Genomic DNA, 16,268 nt, shown 5'->3' with positions numbered 1-16,268 from the left:
CAGGAACGCGATATTTGGTGCCGGCGACGTCAGCGGAGCGACCGCATCGTGACGAGCGCGGTAGGAATCATGATCGGGATCGTGAGTATCGCACCCGTGATCACCACGAACGGGGCAACCTCGTCTGCGGGATATGCCAGGTGTGTCACCGTCGCCCAGTCAATCAGATTCACCGCCAGAAAATACGCTGACAGCGTGAGCGTCACAATCGTCGCGAACGCTACCGTGACGACGGCCGCGACCGGCGGTCCCTCTCGGTCGTGTCTCTCTGTGGCCTCGGCCGTCACGAGCGGATCACACTCATCGAATCTTGTACACGACTCACAATTATAAGGCGTTCGACCGAGGCGTCGGGACAACTGAGCTGTTGTGGAGCCGAACTCAACTGCGGCTCTGGAGCCGCTGTCGGCCCGTCAGTCGCGAAAGAACGCCTCGCGTTCGAACGGCTCATCCTCGCCGTCGACCGCGAGCACATCAAGCGCTGTGACGGTGGCAGCGACGTCAAGGAGACCCGCGAGACTCGGCTCGGTTCGCCCGTCGTCGCCGGAGATCAATTCCTTGATGTAGAGCCCGCCAGCCCCGTGGACTTCGATAGTCGCCTGTGTTGGAGACTCACGGGTCGTCTCAACCGCGTACACCTCGCGTTCGCGGGTCAGGTTCGCTCGGCGGTGATCGACCCGCTTTGGGGTGTACTGTTCGACGGTCGCCCCCGTGAGTCGATCGGCGGCGACCGCCAGATCGCCCTCGTCGACGGGGGCGTCGAAGTCGACCGCAGCGCGGTATCGCTTGGCTGCGTCGAGCGACTTCACCCGTTCGACCATCTCGTATGTCGCGTGTCTGAGTCCCTCAACTTCGACCGCGCCGTCGACGAAGGCGTTGATATCGCTCTCAAGCCGATCGAGGTCGGTTCGACGGCGCCGTGGCTCATCCACCTCGACCACGAACGGTCGACCGGTGCCGAGCATCAGCGCATCGACGTCTTCGCGACCCGCACCGTGAAAGGTCGCGGCCGTCCCGTCGAGGACGTCCTCAACGATCGGCGCGACGTACTCCTCGACGCTGTCGTCGTAGAGATATCCCGACCCGCCGCAGTGATCACACGGGTCCGCTCCCTGCCGACCCGACCCAGCACACTCCCGGCAGGGCCACTCGGTCTGTGGAATATCGCGCTCGAGTTTCCGATAGCGACCGTAAATAAACGTTGAGTTGACCGTCGTCTCCAGCTCGTCGGCTGCGAGATCGATCGTGAACTGAACGTCGGGTCGCTCGAACGAGACCGTCGTATCGGTGTGTGTGCCGACCCGCTTGCCGACCTCTCGATTGAACGCCGATTTGAACGGCTCGCCCGCAGCTGCGTCGAGTCCGGCCTCCTCGCGGAGCAACGTCTCGTTCTCTTCGATCAGCGGGGGCGTTCGCGTCCCGACGTTGTAGGTGGCGAACTCAACCAAGTCGACGGCGGCTGCGGCGCGCGTCGCCCACTCGTCGTGTGCCGCACACTGTCCCTCACACACCCAGCAGTCGGCCGTCTCGACCGGCTCGAAGTCGACATCCTCACGCAGCGCGAGGCCAACCCGGAGTGCCGATCCACGGTCGGCGTTTGACAGCCCGAAGCTCCGGTCGGCGACAAGTCGCCCGAGACAGGCGTCACACACCGGTCCCGTCTCGGTCGCGCGGGCGGCGACCTCCAATACGTCCATACGTGGGGGAGCCGACCGGCGCGTAACTGTCTTGCCCTTGGTCAGTCCCGCCAAGTTATACTCACTGCGGTCCTCGTGGCGCGTGTGAACGGGCCAACGAGTCGAACAGAGCGCGTCGAACTTGGGGTCCAGCTGCTCGCACATCTCGATGTCGAAGAGCTGTCGCTCGCGGCGGCGGTTGACCGAATCGAGACGGTGACCACGAGCCCGACCGTCGTTCGCGAGGTGCTCGACACAGCCGAAAAACGCGGCGTGATCGTTCGCGAAGATGCCCAGCTCCGAGTAACCCGTGGTGAGACCGTCGTTGACTTCGAGTCACAGGTGAGCAGTCGTACCGGCAAGTTCACCTGTGCGCGCTGTGGGACGGAAATCACGACCGGGTACTTCGTGCGGTTTGACCGCGGGGAGCTGGGCCCGTTCGGCTCCTCATGCGTCCGAAAGGTAACCGGCCGCGTAACGGAGTAGCCGGGACCGGCGCTGGGCCCGGCGGTTCGACCGTGCAGGCCCCTGCGGTCGGCCCCCGTTGAGTTCGATCCCCATCGGGGTCGACTACCGTCCCTGTCGCAGCTCCTCTATCAGTTGTTCTATCAGATCGGCCTGGCGCTCGATCGCCGCGTTCTGCGCTTTGACGGCCCGACGGAGGTCAGCTACCGCTTCAGCGAGTGAGTCCCCCTCTACGGCTGCGCGCTCAAACGTGTCTTCGAACCCGTCGGTATCCGATCGATTCGCCGCGTTCCCCTCGCTCTCGTCCCCCGCACGGTCGTTTGTCGTGACCTGTCTCGCCGATTCGTCATTGGAGGAGTCATCGTGGCCCGCTGCTGGTATCTTCGAAGCGGCCGCCGCATCGGCCGCGTCGGCTGATGGCGACGCAGAGAGCGGGTCCGGCCCGGCACCGAAGTCGGTCGGACTCGTCTCATCGTCGGAGGACGTGTCTTCGTCTTCCGTGTCGACGGCAACCGTACGGCGGAACGCTTCAAGACCCTCAACGTCGTGGAACGCGCACACAGCCTCGATAAGCGTCTCCCGAACCGATCGTGCAGATTCGTTCGGGGCCTTGAACCGCTCGGAGCGTCCCGAGTGTTGCAGTACCACTGTTGTTGCGACCGTTCCCTCCTCGAAGTAGAGATCAGTCAGGTCAGCGTACGGAAACGCCTCGAACTCCTCGTCCCACACCGCAGCACCGACGTGTTTCACCAGCCGTTGGTCGGTGACGACCAGCGTGAGCTCTGAGAACCGAAACGCCCGCACGATCGACTCGTCGGGTGCTGTGACGCCTCGTGCCGAGAGCACGCCGAGGAGCACCGGGTGAATAACGTCGTCGAGTTGATTTGACGGAACTGCAAGCGTCTCGTCGCCGTCAACCCCGTAGCTGAGGGTGATCTTCGCTTTGCGGCGGCCCGACGAGACCGCCAACCGTTCGGCGTCGTGAGGATACTCTTCTACGGTTTCACCCGAAAGTAGCCCCTCAGCGCGATACACGAGCGTCCGGGTGGGAGTGACCACGAGAACGTCGTCTCCCCCGAGCGGGACCCGCGTAGCAACCTGCTCGTCGCCGAGGGCTCCCGAGAGCATGTCGGGAAGGCTCATGCGAGACAGTTCCGGGCACCGCGTATAAATCCGCGGGTCGGCACCGCGTTGGTCCGCTCTCGTGTCTCCATGTGCTTGAGTGACACGCCCCTATCGGATGGGAAGGTTAAAGAGTATCATCACGGTACAGAAAAGTGAGGCCGGGTGGCTTAGCTGGACATAGCGCCGCACTCATAGGGTTCAGAGATTCGGTGCGGTACGCTGCCTTGGAAGCGTCCGCGTCCTTCCGTGGCTCCGCCGAGCCTCGGACCTGGGACATGCGGAGATCGTGGGTTCGGAGCCCACCCCGGCCATACGTTTTATACCGCCGTGAGCGACTCGCTTCACCGGTCCCGATAAACCGTCTCACCGGGTTCGACAGTTACACCAGTCCCGAGCGTCACGCCGGGGTTGAGGCTGCAGTTGACACCTGTTTTCACATCGTCTCCACACACCACGCCGAATTTCCGCCGGCCGGTGTCGACGCACTCTCCCTTTACCGTCAGTTGCACGCTCTCGCCGTCGTGTCGTAGATTCGCGACGGTCGTACCGGCGCCTAAATTAACGTTTCGTCCGAGCACGCTATCACCGAGGTAGGTGAGATGCGGGATCGCCGATCCGGCCATCACCACGCTGTTTTTCACCTCGACACCGTGGCCCACCCGCACGCCCGGCCCGAGCGATGTTGCCCCTCTAATGTACGCATTCGGCCCGATGTGGCAGTCTGCACCGATGTGTGCCGGCCCCTCCACTACAACGCCGGGTTCGACAACGGCACCCGCTTCCACACGGACGTCACCGCGGAGCGTAGCGTCGGCGTCGACGTCGCCGGCGACCTCCCGGTCGAGCGAGTCAAGCTTCCACTCGGTGGCCGCGAGCAACTCCCATGGGCGACCAACGTCGAGCCAGCGCTCGAAGGGCACCGCAGACACCGCCGTCGTCTCACATGTTCGCTGCAGGACATCAGTCAACTCGGCTTCTCCACGAGTGCTCTCGTCGACGTTGAGCCAGTCTCGCGCCTCCGCAGGAAAGACGTACGCTCCGGCGTTCACCAGGTCTGATGGCGGGTCTGCCGGCTTTTCTACAACGCCGCGAACCTGGTCGTCGTCGACGCGTAACACGCCATACGCCGACGGGTTCTCCACCCGGAACGACCCTACTGCAGGACCGGCGTCGTACAGCGACGCCAGCGACGCGCGATCGTAGAGCACGTCGCCGTTTAGCACCGCGAACGGCTCGTCACGCAGGACGTCTCGGGCCGCTCGAACCGCATCGGCGGTCCCGCGCTGGGTGGGCTGTGTGACCGTCTCGACCGGGACCGGCCACTCGCGGTCTGCAAGCACGGTACGGACCGTGTCGGCTTCGTATCCCACGACGACTGTCACCCGGCTTGCGCCCGCGGCGATGGCGTCCTCGAGACAGTGAACGACGAGGGGCCTCCCGGCTACCGGGAGCATCGGCTTCGGTGTGTGTGCAGTCAGCGGCCGCATCCGTGTCCCCTCACCGGCCGCGAGTACGACGGTTTGCATGCGCGAATTACTCTCGGTGCGTTGAAAGGTATTGCGGGCCCGGACCGATCACACAAACACAGTCAGCCGTCGTCGGCCGTCAAAAGCGCCTGCTCAACGAGGCCGGCCGCCCGCTCGAGGAGGCGGTCTGCTGCCGTCTCGTCTCGTGCTTCAGCCGTGATCCGGATCAGCGGCTGTGTTCCCGACGCCCGCAGCAGGAACCACCCGTCATCGGTCTCAGCACGGACACCATCAAGCGTCGAAATATCAGCGCGCTCGTCGGCGATACGTGACCGAACAGCGGCCATCGTCTCGGCTTTTCGGTTCGTCTCGACTGTCGACCGGCGTATCGGGTACCGGTCGAGATCAGCAAGCCGTACCGAAAGCGGTGTCGTTGACGCCAACAGCGCGAGCCTGACGGCTGCGAGCGGACCGTCCGGGCACAGCGTCTCCGTCGGAAATATCCACGCACCCGACGGTTCGCCGCCGACAGCGACATCCGGCGCTGTGGTGCGGTCGGCCACGTGGACGTCCCCAACTGGCGTGTATACGAGATCGACACCGTGCGTCTCAAGCGCGTCAGCAACGGCGAGACTCGTGTTTACCGGCGCGGCCACGCGGTCACCCGCCGATGCAACCGCCCGCCCGAAAAGCGCGAGCAGCTGATCGCCGGGGACGAACGCCCCCTCGTCGGTGACAGCGACCATCCGGTCGGCGTCACCATCGTGGGCGATGCCAAGGTCGGCGTCGACCGCCTCGACGGTGGCCGCGAGCGTCTCACAGTTCTCGGGGGTCGGTTCGCTCGGCCGGGCCGGAAAGCGACCGTCTGGCCGCGCGCCGAGCGTCTCGACGTGTGCGCCGAGATCCCGAAGCGCGTCTACGGTGATGCCCCCGGTGCCGTTGCCAACGTCGACGACGATCGAGCACGCGTCAAGCGGATCTGACTCGGAGAGATCGTCCGTCGCGGCCCGCTTCCCGGCGTCTACTACCATGCTCCGGTGGTGCTCGGCCGCCCCCGACCACCGTTCGAGGCTGCCCTGGCCATCCCACGGGGCGAAGTCGTAGCGCTCATCGCGGATCCGATCGGCGACCGCCTCCTGATGAGCGGGCGGGTAGGCCTGTCCGGAGGGTGTCCAGAGTTTGAAGCCGTTGTCCGGTGCCGGGTTGTGGGATGCCGTCACGACGACGCCGGCGTCGGCGGACCGCGCCGCAATCGCGCGGGCGACGGTCGGTGTTGCGACTTGCCCCACGTCGACGACGTCTGCACCGGTTTCACGCAGTCCCGCAATGAGGGCGTCTCGAAGCGTCTCACCCGTTGTTCGTGCGTCGCGGCCGACCACGACTCGTGACGTCTCGGTTCCAACCGCGCGCCCGACGTCGAGTGCGGTCGCCGCGGTGACGGTCTCACCCACTCGCCCGCGAATACCGCTCGTTCCGAACATACAGATACGTCCCGGCGGGGACCCTTGTACGCACCGGCGGGGAGAGAACCCACCGAGGAAACAGGAGAGCGACCGAGTATCCGGCTCAGACGGCGCTCAGAGGCGATTTTCGCGCCCCGGATCGACGTCTATCGCATCGACCGGACAGACGTCGACACACAGCATACAGTCGATGCACTGGTCTTCGTCCGCGGGATTGGCCTTCCGGTCAGATTCGGGGTGGCCGGGTGTCTCAGCCCACTCGAAGACGTCGACCGGACAGTCTTCTAGACACGCACCGTCTGCGAGACAGATGTCGAAGTCGACCGCGACGTGGGTGCCGCGGATGCCGAGCTCGTCGGGCTGCTCAACGGGCCCCCACACGTCGACCCCGTGTTCCTCATCAGTCCGCTCTAGATTCCGTTCGAAGTTCGGATCGATTCCCATTGAGGGACGCTTCCGTCCGTTGGCAGTTAAACACCCCGACGAGATGCGGCCGGCAGCGAGCACGTGAGCCCGCACCACAGGCGCTTCGACGTCGACTCAGATCGCCGTGCCGACCACAGGGCAACCGCTTACGGTAAACCGAGGAGACCGCCTCGTGTCACCGCAGGGAGGATATCAAGGGTGCGCGAAATACGCAACGAGCTCCGCGTCGGCCGCCACTCCGTTTGTCTCGTTGGGCGAATCGGCCCCATCGGTTGTATCGCTCCCGTCGGTCGAACCACCACCGAACGCGTCAAGTCGGGCAAACCCGACTCGCTCGAACTGCACGATCGTGTCGACTGGCGTGTCGGCAATACCTGGCTCGGCGTATCCGGTGATGTCGCCCTCAAGCGTGCGTAAGCACGTTTCAAGTGACTCTGTGACGGGGACCCAGTGAACAACGTCCACGTCACCCTCTCGGACCACCTCGATGTCTGCGTCGACAAAGACCAGCTCGTCTTCGTCCCGACGGACACAGCCGTACCCCTTCAGCCACACCCGCCCTCCGACCGGTGGGAGGTCACTCGATTCGAGGTAGACCCGGCCGGCCGGAACGGTTCGAGTGCCGCGGTCCGGGTGGTCTGGGTGGACGGGAGGCTGACCGGCTGCAGGCGCCGGCGCGTCGCCGTCGACGATCGAACACTTGACCGCCGGCTCGTCCGCACGGTCGCGAACGAGGAACCGGCGCTCGGCCTCGTCGTCGACGAGGTCGCGGTTGTTGGCGTACACCGACGACATCGCGAGGTCGACGTCGGAGGTCGACATGCCCAGCTCCGTCATCGACTCGACGAGCGCTTCGCCACGAATACCGCGCCGACGCACCGACTGGATCGTCGGCGCGCGCGGGTCGTCCCACCCGGACAGCTCACCTCGCTCGACGAGCGATTTGATTGTCGACGTCGAGAGCGTCACGTCGTACGCGTCGAGCTGGACGTGGCCCCAGTGGAGCACCGCTGGATACGTCCAGTCGAACGCGTCGTAGACGAACTGCTGCCGCTTCGCGGAGTCCTGGAGGTCGATTCCACGGATGATGTGTGTGACCCCCGTGAGGTGGTCGTCGACGCCCGACTGAAAGTCGAGCATCGGCCAACAGCGGTATTCAGCCGCCTCCTCGCGGGGATGCGGCGTGTCGATCAACCGGAAGGCAACCCAGTCGCGGATCGCGGGGTTCTTGTGTGTGATGTCGGTGCGCACGCGGAGCACCATCTCACCGGCAGCGTACTCGCCGGCGACCATCGCCTCGAACTCCTCGCGAACGGTCGCTGCATCCTTGTCGCGGTGCGGACACGCCTTGCCGTTGTTTTTTAGCTCGGAGAACGTCTCCGCCGGACAGGAGCAGGTGTACGCACCGCCCCGCTTGATGAGCTCGCGGGCGTGCTCGTAGTACGTCTCGAGCCGATCAGAGGCTTTCAACACGCGGTCCGGCTCGAAGCCGAGGTACGCGATGTCTTCGAGGATGTCGTCATACGCGTCGAGGTCGGGTCGTTTCGTCTCGGGGTCGGTGTCGTCGAACCGGCAGATGAACTCCCCGTCGTACCGCTGTTTGTACGTCCCGATCACCGCCGGCATCCGGGCGTGGCCGATGTGCCACGGACCGTTGGGATTGGGCGCGGCACGCATCACGACCGACCCCGACTCTGCGTTCGGCAACTCCGGGAGCACGTGCTCGTCTGCTGCGTCTTCCGCCTCAAGCTCCACGAGCATATCGGGGGCAAGCTCCGCGAGTCGGTCGCGCCGTTCGGATTCGTCCATCGCAGCGATCTTGGAGATGACGGGCGCGATTATCCCCGGAATTTCGTTACCGTGGGGACGGAAATCCGGGTTATCACCCATCAACGGGCCCATGATCGCCCCGACGTCGGGGTCGTTGCCGTGTTTGAGCGCGTTGAACAGGGCGGCTCGTTCGCCGGCCGTCCGCACCCGATCGCGGAGTTCATCGTCCATACGGGTCGATTGTGGGGGTTCGGTCAAAAACGCCGCGGAACGGCCGGCTCACGCCGCGACCACGGACCGGCGCCTGTCCACCGAAGACACCACGACGACGCTACGGGGCCAGTGCCGAAACAACGCGACACGCGGTGGCAACGCGGGTAGGGGCGCATGAGACCCAGCGCTAGGCGGTAATAAATTGTCGAGACCGTTCACGGCCGTCGTGGGCGACAGCCGATCACCTGTCGACAGATCTGCGTTTCACTGGGGAGCATTCATTTGCGTGGCGGAGTCCACGAGGTTGATACCCCCCCGGCTCGTGGTCGGCGTATGACGACACCACGGAGCGAGCCGGCGCCTCAAGATGGAGGCGGACGATGGTAGCGCCGATGTCGCGTGAAGAGCGCGACGCTGGTAATCGAAAGGTGAAAGGTGGCTTTCTGCTGCTCGTCACCGTCTCGCCGCCGCTCATCACGCTACAAGGTGACCCAACCCTCCTGCAGCTTGGAGCGGCCGGTGCGGGTGGATTCGTTCTCGGGCTCCTGCTCGTGTGGTATCTCGGCACCCTCGCCGCCGAATTCACCGACTCGTCGCGGCGGCCGCGTTGACTCAGCGGTCGGGCCCCTGCGCCGAGGGTTCTTCGGTTGTGGACCCAACACCGGATACGATCTCTGCCTCGTCACCAAGACTGGGGGCTCCCTCGTCACCTCCCTCCTCAGCCGATTGGGTTGTCTCCCCGGTGACGTCGAACGCGTCACCCGCCCGATCTCCTGCGACGGAGCGCGAGGTCGACAGCGGCGACACGCTTACTTCTCCTTCGACCGTCGCGAGCCGGTCTGACCCACGGTCGTCGGCGACGTCACCTCGGAGAAACTCCCGCCAGAAGCGATCTCGGAGCTCCATGCCCATCTCGCCGCGGCGTGTCCCGAATCCGTCGCCCCACCCGGCGTCGTCGTCGATCCCAGCCGTCTCCGCGTCGGCCGCATCGGTCCCCGGATGGAACTCGATCACGTCGAAGCCACGAGCGGGTTCCGTCACCCGATACGTCGGGTTTGCGGCCGTCTCGTCGTCGGCAGCGGGCACGTTCACGTTCAGCACGTCGGCACCGAATGGGAGCCGGCCGTCCGCGTCGACCCGGTCGGCGAACGCCCGAGCGACCCGCCCCGCGAGCGCGAAGTCGTCGTGGCTCACCGTCGGCGGAATCGGCAGATTCCCCCGGTCGTACATGGACAGTGCGACAGCGGGCGTCCCGAGGAACGAGGCCTCCATCGCCGCCCCGACCGTCCCCGACTGCCCGAGCACGTGGGCACCGATGTTCGGACCGTGATTGCAGCCGGAGACGACGAGGTCCGGCTCGACGTTGAGTGCGACGGCCGCCACGGCGACGCAATCCGCCGGAGTCCCCTTGACCGCGTAGCCGAGGTCTCGATCGCTGTACTCGACCGCCGTCTCCCACCACGAGCGGTTCCCTCCGACGCCCGACTGGTTCGTCGCCGGTGCGACGACGGTGACCTCGTGCTCGCGTGAGAGCGCCTCGTGGAGCGCTCGGAGCCCGACCGCGTCGATCCCGTCGTCGTTGGTGAGGAGGACCTCGAGTGTCATGACTTACGGTTGGGCGTCCCGGGATAAAAACGCACCCGGCCGGCGGTCGGTGATGACCGACCGAGACGGCGAGTACGAGGTGAACGAGCGTCGGGGAGGGCTGGTACTCCGGTGGTCAGGGAAACGGGTGTGGGGACCGGAAGTTGATGTGGGCAGCCGTCGTCTCGGTGCAGATCAGTCCGCAGTTACAGGATTCTCGCTGGTCGCCATCGCGACGACCTCGTCGAAGAAACCGAGCGAGTCGTGTGGGCCGGGGTTCGCCTCCGGGTGGTACTGACGTGTGATCACGTCGAGTGACTCACTGTCGAGCCCCTCCACGGTGTCGTCGTTGACGTTCACCTGCGTGACCTCAAGCGGCCCGGTGTCGTCTACTGTGTAGCCGTGGTTCTGGGTGGTCATCACGACTTTGCCCGTACGGAGATCCTTGACCGGTTGGTTAACGCCGCGGTGGCCAAACATCATCTTCTCCGTGGAGCCACCGAGCGCGCTCGCGATTATCTGCTGACCGAGACAGATCCCTGCCATGGGGAGCTCCCCGGCGAGAGCGTCGACGACCGTCTGGGCGTCAACGTAGTTCTCCGGGTCGCCGGGACCGTTCGAGACGAAGAGTACATCGGGGTCAACGGCCGTGACGTCGGCTTCCGTAGCGTCGTACGGAAGTACGTGTACGTCTGCCCCGCGGGCGGTGAGCGAGTCGATGATCGACCCTTTGGCACCACAGTCGATCAGCGCAACGGTGACCTCTCCGCCGCCCTCGTGAACCGTCGGCGTCGCGACAGAGACGTCTGCACCGATGTCAACGTGTGCGCTCATCGGCTCACACGCCTCCATCTCTGCAATCGCGTCTTCAGGCGTGACGTCGTCTCCAGCCGCGATACCACAGGCCATCGCCCCCTCCTCGCGGACCGTCGTGACGACCTCGCGGGTATCAAGATGGTCGATGGCGGGTACGTCCTCGCTTTCGAGCCAGGCGGCAATCTCGTCGGTCATCTCACGGGCGATAGCAGCACGAGGCTGGATCGTCCCCGACTCGAACCGCTCGTCTCGGACGCCGTAGTTCCCGATCAGCGGGTACGAGAACGTCAGCACTTGCTCGGCGTACGACGGGTCGGTCAGCGACTCCTCGTAGCCGGTGTACGCGGTGGTGAACACGAGCTCCCCGCGTGTCGTCCCCGGTGCGCGGGCACGTGCCTCCAGCACGCGTCCGTCGGCCAGTGCGAGATAGGCATCCGACATTACGAGAAACGTATAGATGTCCACTATTAAATGCGTCGTTCGAAGTCTAATTACGAATATCGAAGATGTGGCAGACGCGGTGCCGTCTCGTTCGGTTAACAGTGCCGGAACTGCGCACGTGACGGTACGCATCCCGGCTGAGTGCCCGTGTCCTCGTCGTATACTTCCGAAGATCGAACTCAACAAGGCGTATCATTGTGGAGTTCGAAGCGAGACTACGATATTCACAAGTCGTAAGTCGCCGCTCGCCGTGGACGAGGCATGGACGACCTCGATCGACGTATCCTCTCGATCCTTCGTCGGGACGCGCGAACTCCGTACACGGAGATCGCAGAGCGCGTGGGCACCTCCGAGGGGACGGTTCGGAACCGTGTCGACCGATTGACCGAAGACGGTGTCATCGAGCGCTTCACGGTGACCACCCGGACAGGAAACGTGAAGGCGATGATCGAGATCTCCGTCGAGATGAATGTAAACACCGCGGGCGTCAGCGAACGGCTTGTCGAGTGGGACGAGGTCGACTTCGTCTGGCAGGTCTCCGGCGAAGATGACGTCGTCCTCGTCGTGGACGCAGTCGACACCACTGCGGTCAACGATCTCATCTCTCAAGCGCGCGAGCTCGATGAAGTGAAGTCCACGAAGACACGCCTCATCCTCGACGAACGACTCGGCTAGTCGGCGTGGCTGTATGAAAGACGTCAGGCTCTCATGCACACGAGTGATGTCTTGTATCGTCCACCTCACCCCTCCGGATCGATGTCGGGCGACCGTTTGGTTGCGAACTCCTGTTCTAGCGTCCCCCGCTCCCACGTGCGTGGGGTGTCCCCGTCGATCTCGGCGCGAAGCTTCTCCTGGATGAGGTCGACGGCGACGTTGTTTGCACCCTCAGGAATGATCAGGTCGGCGTCGCCTTTCGTTGGCTCGATGAACCGCTCGTGCATGGGTTTCACCGTCGAGAGGTACTGGTCGATGACGCTCGCGAGATCTCGGCCGCGCTCCAGTACGTCCCGCCGGATACGCCGGAGGATGCGCACGTCTGCGTCCGTCTCGACGTAGAGCCGAAGGTCCATCATCTCGGTGAGATCTGGATCGTGCAGCGCGAGGATCCCCTCGACGACGACGACGTCGGTCGGCTCGACGGTCACCCGCTCGTTTCGTTGCGTGTGTGTCTCGAAGTCGTACTGTGGCATCGCGATCGGCTGTCCCTCAAGTAACGACTCGAGGTGTGTTGTGAGCAAGTCCCACTCAAACGCCGACGGGTGGTCGTAGTTGAGGTCGGCGCGGTCGTCGAAAGAGAGCTCGCTTCGGTCCTCGTAGTAGTTGTCTAGGGGCATACGGGTGACATCATCGTCGAGGTTTTGCGTGACCTGTCTGGTCACCGTGGTCTTCCCCGCGCCGGTCCCGCCCGCGATGCCGATGACGAACGAGGGGATGGTCATACCGATCTTGTGAGCCCGAGGGGCTTCAACGCACGTGGTTCGTCGTGGCGGTTGGACACCAGCGGGTACAGCGCGACGACTGGCCGGCAGGCTCAAACACCGACGGCTGCAAACAAGAACGTGTGAGCGATGAACCGTCCATGACCGGACCGCCGGGAGTACAGGTCACTCCGGCGACGACCGACGACGCCGATACCGTCGCAGACCTGTGGGTCGCGCTTGCAGCCGATCAACGCCGGCACGGGTCGACGTTGCTCGCGGCCGCGAACCACAACGCCGTCCGCGAGTGGGCGGCCAGCCGAGCGGTCACTGGTGAGCTGTTTGTGGCCCGAGATAGCGGCGAGACCGACGCCACAGCGGCGCTTCTCGGCTTCGTCGGCTTCACACTCGAGCACGGGGGCTATGATCGGGACTGTTCCCGCGGTGTCGTCAGTAACCTCTACGTCGTCCCCGAGCGACGCGGCGAGGGCATCGGATCGGCGCTGCTTCATGCGGCCGAGCAGGCGCTGTCGTCGGCGGGGGCAGACGCGGTGGTGCTCGAGGCGCTCGCGAACAACGACCAGGCTCGCGCCTTCTACGCCGACCATGGATACGATCCCCACCGCGTCGAACTGCGCAAGTCGGTGGAAACCACGAATGAGACACCCGGCGAGACAACAGAGAATCGCGGCGGTTCCTGATCGAACCGGCTCGCCGAAAGCGACACGCACTCATACTCGGACCGAGAACTGTCTCCCGTGCCAGGGGAGCATGGGCGGTTCATGCACTCGACTTGTAATCGAGACTTCCCGCGTTCAAATCGCGGCCCTGGCTCCTATCGCGGTCTCTCATTCGATGGTTCGGTCGTCGTCTATGTGTCCCGTTCCGAGCCGTGTCCCCGCGTGTGACAATTCTTGTGCGATGCCGCGGCGAACAGGCCTGTGCGCTACGTGATAGCGGAGCGAACCTCGAACGGATGTACCGCGACACTGCTGTTCGACACTGGTGGCCCGGTCGGGAGTGACCATTTGATGATCGTCACTCCCGTCAACGCGGATGCAGAGTGGGTAATAAACCGGTGGTTCTACTTCGATGAGCAGGCCGAGCCGTACATGTGGAACTTCGCCGAGAAGGTCTGCAGCGACCCAGATTACCGGCGGCAGTCACTCGAAGGCCACACCGACTGGGCCCGTGTTGCGACGCGCTACGAGTCGCTCGCTCGCCGGCTCTACGACGAGCTGGCCGCATCCGAGCGGAGCGAGTTCCCGACCATGACCGACGACTCTCGCGAGGATTCGGCCCGGTTAACATCGATCTGTGAGGAGGTGTTCGAAGGTGTCAGGGCGTTCATTCGACAGGATACAGCGCCGCACCCGGACGAGGTATACCTCGACGCACAGTCCGAACTACGGCAGTGGCTTCGAAGCGACGAGCGATGAGGCGCTACGCCCGCTTGAACACCGAGACGACTCGCAGTATCACTCCCTCACGAATGGGCGAGCGGCCAAACAACATGGTGCTCACCAAAGCATATCGCTCAGAGCGTTCTGGCCTGTGCGTCGGCAAGTGAACCAGCAGTTCAGCACCGGTCGCCCCCCGATCCCAAGTGGCCCAGTGATTGGGCTGTTGGCGCGCGCCTTGCGAGCACGCCGAAGGCGGGCTCGCGAGCGCGTGCGAGGGATGAGCGAGTCGCCCGTGGGCGACGAGTGAATCGGCTGGGGAGGGTGTGGCTGAAAAAGGTGTCCGGGTGTCACGCGGTCGTATTCGTCACAGAGTTACTGCCACACACGTACAGAATCGGCTGGGGAGGGTGTGGCGGTAATTGGTGTCCGGGTGTCCCAGAATCCTGTTGCTCACACAACCACCACCAGACACGTATTGGGGAGGGTGTGGCTGAAAGAGGTGCCCGGGTGTCACTGTGCAGTGTCGTTCACCCAGCCACAGAGACACACGCATCGAATCGGCATGAAAGGGGTCACACACAGTGTCAGTACAGCCGCTCGCTCATAGTGTGTCGCCCGCGACACTAACGACCGGTCTCATCCCTGGCGGCGTGCCGTGTCGACCGGGAAACCCTCGTGGCGGGCGGCCACCGACGCGGTGGCGGGCGGGTCGCAGCGTGCGACCGGATGTACCGTGCCTGGGTTCTCCGCGCGGTCATCGCTCCCAGTTGGGAGTACTCGGGCGGGGACTTGGGGCACGCACCCGAAGTGAGTCGCTGTGGTGGCTTAACAGCCACGGTCGGACGAACACCCGTCGAGACACCCGACGACGCCGCCCGGCGCGCGTATCCGAACGCACTTATGTGATAATCGCTCACTATCGGCAATGTCTGTACGAGTCGGCATCCTCGGTGCGACCGGTGCGGTCGGCCAACGATTCATCCAGCTGCTCGGCGACCATCCGACGTTCGAACTCGCAGCGGTCACGGCGAGCCAATCGAGCGCCGGCAAGACGTATCGCGAGGCGGCCAAGTGGCGCGTCGACACGCCCATCCCGCAAGACGTCGCCGAGATGGAGGTCAAAGCGACCGATCCGGCGGCGATCGAAGACGCCGACGTCGACCTGCTCTTCTCGTCGCTGCCCTCCGGGGCGGCCGCCGAAGTCGAGCCGGACTTCCTCGAGGCCGGTTACGTCGTCTCGTCGAACTCCTCGAACGACCGCATGGCACCGGACGTCCCGCTCACCATCCCTGAGATCAACCCGGACCACCTCGGGCTGATCGAGGTCCAGCGCGAGGAGCGCGGGTGGGACGGCGCACTGGTGAAAAACCCCAACTGCTCGACGATCACGATGGTCCCGACGCTGGCCGCCCTCGACGAGTTCGGTCTGGAGACCGTTCACGTCTCCACGCTTCAGGCTGTCTCCGGTGCCGGCTACTCCGGCGTCACGTCGATGGAGATTCTCGACAACGCCATCCCGCACATTGGTGGGGAAGAAGATAAGATGGAGACGGAGTCGCGAAAGCTCCTCGGATCGTTCGACGGCGCGGAGCTCACCCTCCACAACGCCGACGTCGCCGCCTCGTGTAACCGGATCCCAACACTCGATGGTCACCTCGAGAACGTGTTCGTCGAGTTGACCGAGACGCCTGACGTTCCCGAGGTCCGCGAGGCGATGCGGGCGTTCGAGGGGGCGGACCTCCCGAGCTCACCGAGTCAACTCATCAAGGTGTTCGGCCCCGACGAGCCAAACCGACCACAGCCGCGACTCGATCGAACGTACGCCGACGGTATGGGCATCGTCGCCGGCGGGGTAGACGCCACCACGAAGGGCATCCAGTACAACTGTCTCGCACACAATACGATCCGGGGTGCTGCAGGCGCCTCAATCCTCAACGGCGAGCTGCTCGTCGATGCAGGCTACGTCTGAGTAGTCACCCGGCCAAACGACTACTTTCTGTCG

16 protein-coding genes and 2 tRNA genes are annotated in these 16,268 nt (G+C 64.5%); 8 read left to right on the top strand and 10 right to left on the bottom strand.

Translation table 11 applies throughout. The features are described 5' to 3' along the window. Window positions 1–29: 29 nt before the first annotated feature. Together ACWUI7_RS10565 and ACWUI7_RS10560 are read right to left on the bottom strand one after the other, a co-directional pair. A complete protein-coding gene (locus tag ACWUI7_RS10565; RefSeq protein WP_496642185.1) occupies window positions 30–287 on the bottom strand; it encodes a hypothetical protein in 258 nt (85 codons plus the stop codon). A 126-nt stretch (window positions 288–413) separates the two neighbouring features. Next, complete coding sequence (locus tag ACWUI7_RS10560) at window positions 414–1,697, bottom strand: tRNA pseudouridine(54/55) synthase Pus10 (RefSeq protein ID WP_496642184.1); 1,284 nt, start codon at window positions 1,695–1,697, stop codon at window positions 414–416. 84 nt (window positions 1,698–1,781) lie between these two features. Between ACWUI7_RS10560 and ACWUI7_RS10555 the strand changes: the two genes are divergently transcribed. Beyond that, window positions 1,782–2,162 (top strand): DUF5830 family protein, encoded by a 381-nt coding sequence (locus ACWUI7_RS10555; RefSeq protein WP_496642183.1) that lies wholly within the window; start codon window positions 1,782–1,784, stop codon window positions 2,160–2,162. An 84-nt stretch (window positions 2,163–2,246) separates the two neighbouring features. Here ACWUI7_RS10555 and ACWUI7_RS10550 read toward each other — a convergent pair whose 3' ends face one another. After that, window positions 2,247–3,284 (bottom strand): DUF7115 domain-containing protein, encoded by a 1,038-nt coding sequence (locus tag ACWUI7_RS10550; protein ID WP_496642182.1) that lies wholly within the window; start codon window positions 3,282–3,284, stop codon window positions 2,247–2,249. Window positions 3,285–3,422: 138 nt separating this feature from the next. Between ACWUI7_RS10550 and ACWUI7_RS10545 the strand changes: the two genes are divergently transcribed. Beyond that, window positions 3,423–3,577 (top strand) — tRNA-Met (locus ACWUI7_RS10545). 30 nt (window positions 3,578–3,607) lie between these two features. Here ACWUI7_RS10545 and glmU read toward each other — a convergent pair. From glmU to ACWUI7_RS10525, 4 genes are all read right to left on the bottom strand, one after another. Continuing rightward, complete coding sequence (gene glmU / locus ACWUI7_RS10540) at window positions 3,608–4,792, bottom strand: bifunctional sugar-1-phosphate nucleotidylyltransferase/acetyltransferase (RefSeq protein WP_496642181.1); 1,185 nt, start codon at window positions 4,790–4,792, stop codon at window positions 3,608–3,610. Window positions 4,793–4,854: 62 nt separating this feature from the next. Beyond that, entirely contained in the window at window positions 4,855–6,213 is a 1,359-nt protein-coding gene (gene glmM, locus ACWUI7_RS10535) for a phosphoglucosamine mutase (RefSeq protein ID WP_496642180.1), read from the bottom strand. Between the two features lie 96 nt (window positions 6,214–6,309). Beyond that, entirely contained in the window at window positions 6,310–6,639 is a 330-nt protein-coding gene (locus tag ACWUI7_RS10530; RefSeq protein ID WP_496642179.1) for a 4Fe-4S dicluster domain-containing protein, read from the bottom strand. A 174-nt stretch (window positions 6,640–6,813) separates the two neighbouring features. After that, window positions 6,814–8,622, bottom strand: coding sequence for a glutamate--tRNA ligase (locus tag ACWUI7_RS10525; RefSeq protein WP_496642178.1), 1,809 nt, complete (start codon window positions 8,620–8,622; stop codon window positions 6,814–6,816). Between the two features lie 362 nt (window positions 8,623–8,984). Here ACWUI7_RS10525 and ACWUI7_RS10520 point away from each other — a divergent pair, with 362 nt between their 5' ends. Next, entirely contained in the window at window positions 8,985–9,215 is a 231-nt protein-coding gene (locus tag ACWUI7_RS10520; protein WP_496642177.1) for a DUF8527 family protein, read from the top strand. A gap of 1 nt (window position 9,216) precedes the next feature. Here the strand turns inward: ACWUI7_RS10520 and surE are convergent, their stop codons facing one another. Next, window positions 9,217–10,209 carry a 5'/3'-nucleotidase SurE gene (gene surE / locus ACWUI7_RS10515; RefSeq protein ID WP_496642176.1) on the bottom strand — a complete coding sequence of 331 codons (993 nt, stop codon included), beginning with the start codon at window positions 10,207–10,209 and terminating at the stop codon, window positions 9,217–9,219. A 174-nt stretch (window positions 10,210–10,383) separates the two neighbouring features. Next, the gene (carA, locus tag ACWUI7_RS10510) at window positions 10,384–11,445 is read right to left on the bottom strand and encodes a glutamine-hydrolyzing carbamoyl-phosphate synthase small subunit (protein ID WP_496642175.1); all 1,062 of its coding nucleotides are present in this window, start codon (window positions 11,443–11,445) and stop codon (window positions 10,384–10,386) included. A 261-nt stretch (window positions 11,446–11,706) separates the two neighbouring features. Between carA and ACWUI7_RS10505 the strand changes: the two genes are divergently transcribed. After that, window positions 11,707–12,120 (top strand): Lrp/AsnC family transcriptional regulator, encoded by a 414-nt coding sequence (locus tag ACWUI7_RS10505; protein ID WP_496642174.1) that lies wholly within the window; start codon window positions 11,707–11,709, stop codon window positions 12,118–12,120. A 65-nt stretch (window positions 12,121–12,185) separates the two neighbouring features. Here ACWUI7_RS10505 and udk read toward each other — a convergent pair whose 3' ends face one another. Further along, the gene (gene udk / locus ACWUI7_RS10500) at window positions 12,186–12,884 is read right to left on the bottom strand and encodes a uridine kinase (protein ID WP_496642173.1); all 699 of its coding nucleotides are present in this window, start codon (window positions 12,882–12,884) and stop codon (window positions 12,186–12,188) included. Window positions 12,885–13,024: 140 nt separating this feature from the next. On the opposite strand from udk, the gene ACWUI7_RS10495 reads away from it, so the two are divergent. The 4 genes from ACWUI7_RS10495 to asd all read left to right on the top strand — a co-directional run bounded on the left by ACWUI7_RS10495 (window position 13,025) and on the right by asd (window position 16,235). Beyond that, window positions 13,025–13,564 (top strand): GNAT family N-acetyltransferase, encoded by a 540-nt coding sequence (locus ACWUI7_RS10495; protein WP_496642327.1) that lies wholly within the window; start codon window positions 13,025–13,027, stop codon window positions 13,562–13,564. Between the two features lie 59 nt (window positions 13,565–13,623). Beyond that, window positions 13,624–13,697, top strand: a tRNA-Thr gene (locus tag ACWUI7_RS10490). A 107-nt stretch (window positions 13,698–13,804) separates the two neighbouring features. Beyond that, on the top strand, window positions 13,805–14,302 hold the full coding sequence (locus ACWUI7_RS10485) for a hypothetical protein (RefSeq protein WP_496642172.1): 498 nt from the start codon (window positions 13,805–13,807) through the stop codon (window positions 14,300–14,302). Window positions 14,303–15,191: 889 nt separating this feature from the next. Next, a complete protein-coding gene (gene asd / locus ACWUI7_RS10480) occupies window positions 15,192–16,235 on the top strand; it encodes an aspartate-semialdehyde dehydrogenase (protein WP_496642171.1) in 1,044 nt (347 codons plus the stop codon). Window positions 16,236–16,268 lie beyond the last annotated feature (33 nt).

The sequence above is a fragment of the Halorubrum orientale genome, assembly GCF_059623105.1.
This window is presented reverse-complemented; position numbering and strand designations above follow the sequence as displayed.

Coding starts and splice junctions, on each gene's coding strand:
- ACWUI7_RS10560 (WP_496642184.1), bottom strand. CDS start 1,697: ATGGACGTATTGGAGGTCGCCGCCCGCGCGACCGAGACGGGACCGGTG.
- ACWUI7_RS10550 (WP_496642182.1), bottom strand. CDS start 3,284: ATGAGCCTTCCCGACATGCTCTCGGGAGCCCTCGGCGACGAGCAGGTT.
- glmU (WP_496642181.1), bottom strand. CDS start 4,792: ATGCAAACCGTCGTACTCGCGGCCGGTGAGGGGACACGGATGCGGCCG.
- glmM (WP_496642180.1), bottom strand. CDS start 6,213: ATGTTCGGAACGAGCGGTATTCGCGGGCGAGTGGGTGAGACCGTCACC.
- ACWUI7_RS10530 (WP_496642179.1), bottom strand. CDS start 6,639: ATGGGAATCGATCCGAACTTCGAACGGAATCTAGAGCGGACTGATGAG.
- ACWUI7_RS10525 (WP_496642178.1), bottom strand. CDS start 8,622: ATGGACGATGAACTCCGCGATCGGGTGCGGACGGCCGGCGAACGAGCC.
- ACWUI7_RS10520 (WP_496642177.1), top strand. CDS start 8,985: ATGGTAGCGCCGATGTCGCGTGAAGAGCGCGACGCTGGTAATCGAAAG.
- surE (WP_496642176.1), bottom strand. CDS start 10,209: ATGACACTCGAGGTCCTCCTCACCAACGACGACGGGATCGACGCGGTC.
- carA (WP_496642175.1), bottom strand. CDS start 11,445: ATGTCGGATGCCTATCTCGCACTGGCCGACGGACGCGTGCTGGAGGCA.
- ACWUI7_RS10505 (WP_496642174.1), top strand. CDS start 11,707: ATGGACGACCTCGATCGACGTATCCTCTCGATCCTTCGTCGGGACGCG.
- udk (WP_496642173.1), bottom strand. CDS start 12,884: ATGACCATCCCCTCGTTCGTCATCGGCATCGCGGGCGGGACCGGCGCG.
- ACWUI7_RS10495 (WP_496642327.1), top strand. CDS start 13,025: ATGACCGGACCGCCGGGAGTACAGGTCACTCCGGCGACGACCGACGAC.
- asd (WP_496642171.1), top strand. CDS start 15,192: ATGTCTGTACGAGTCGGCATCCTCGGTGCGACCGGTGCGGTCGGCCAA.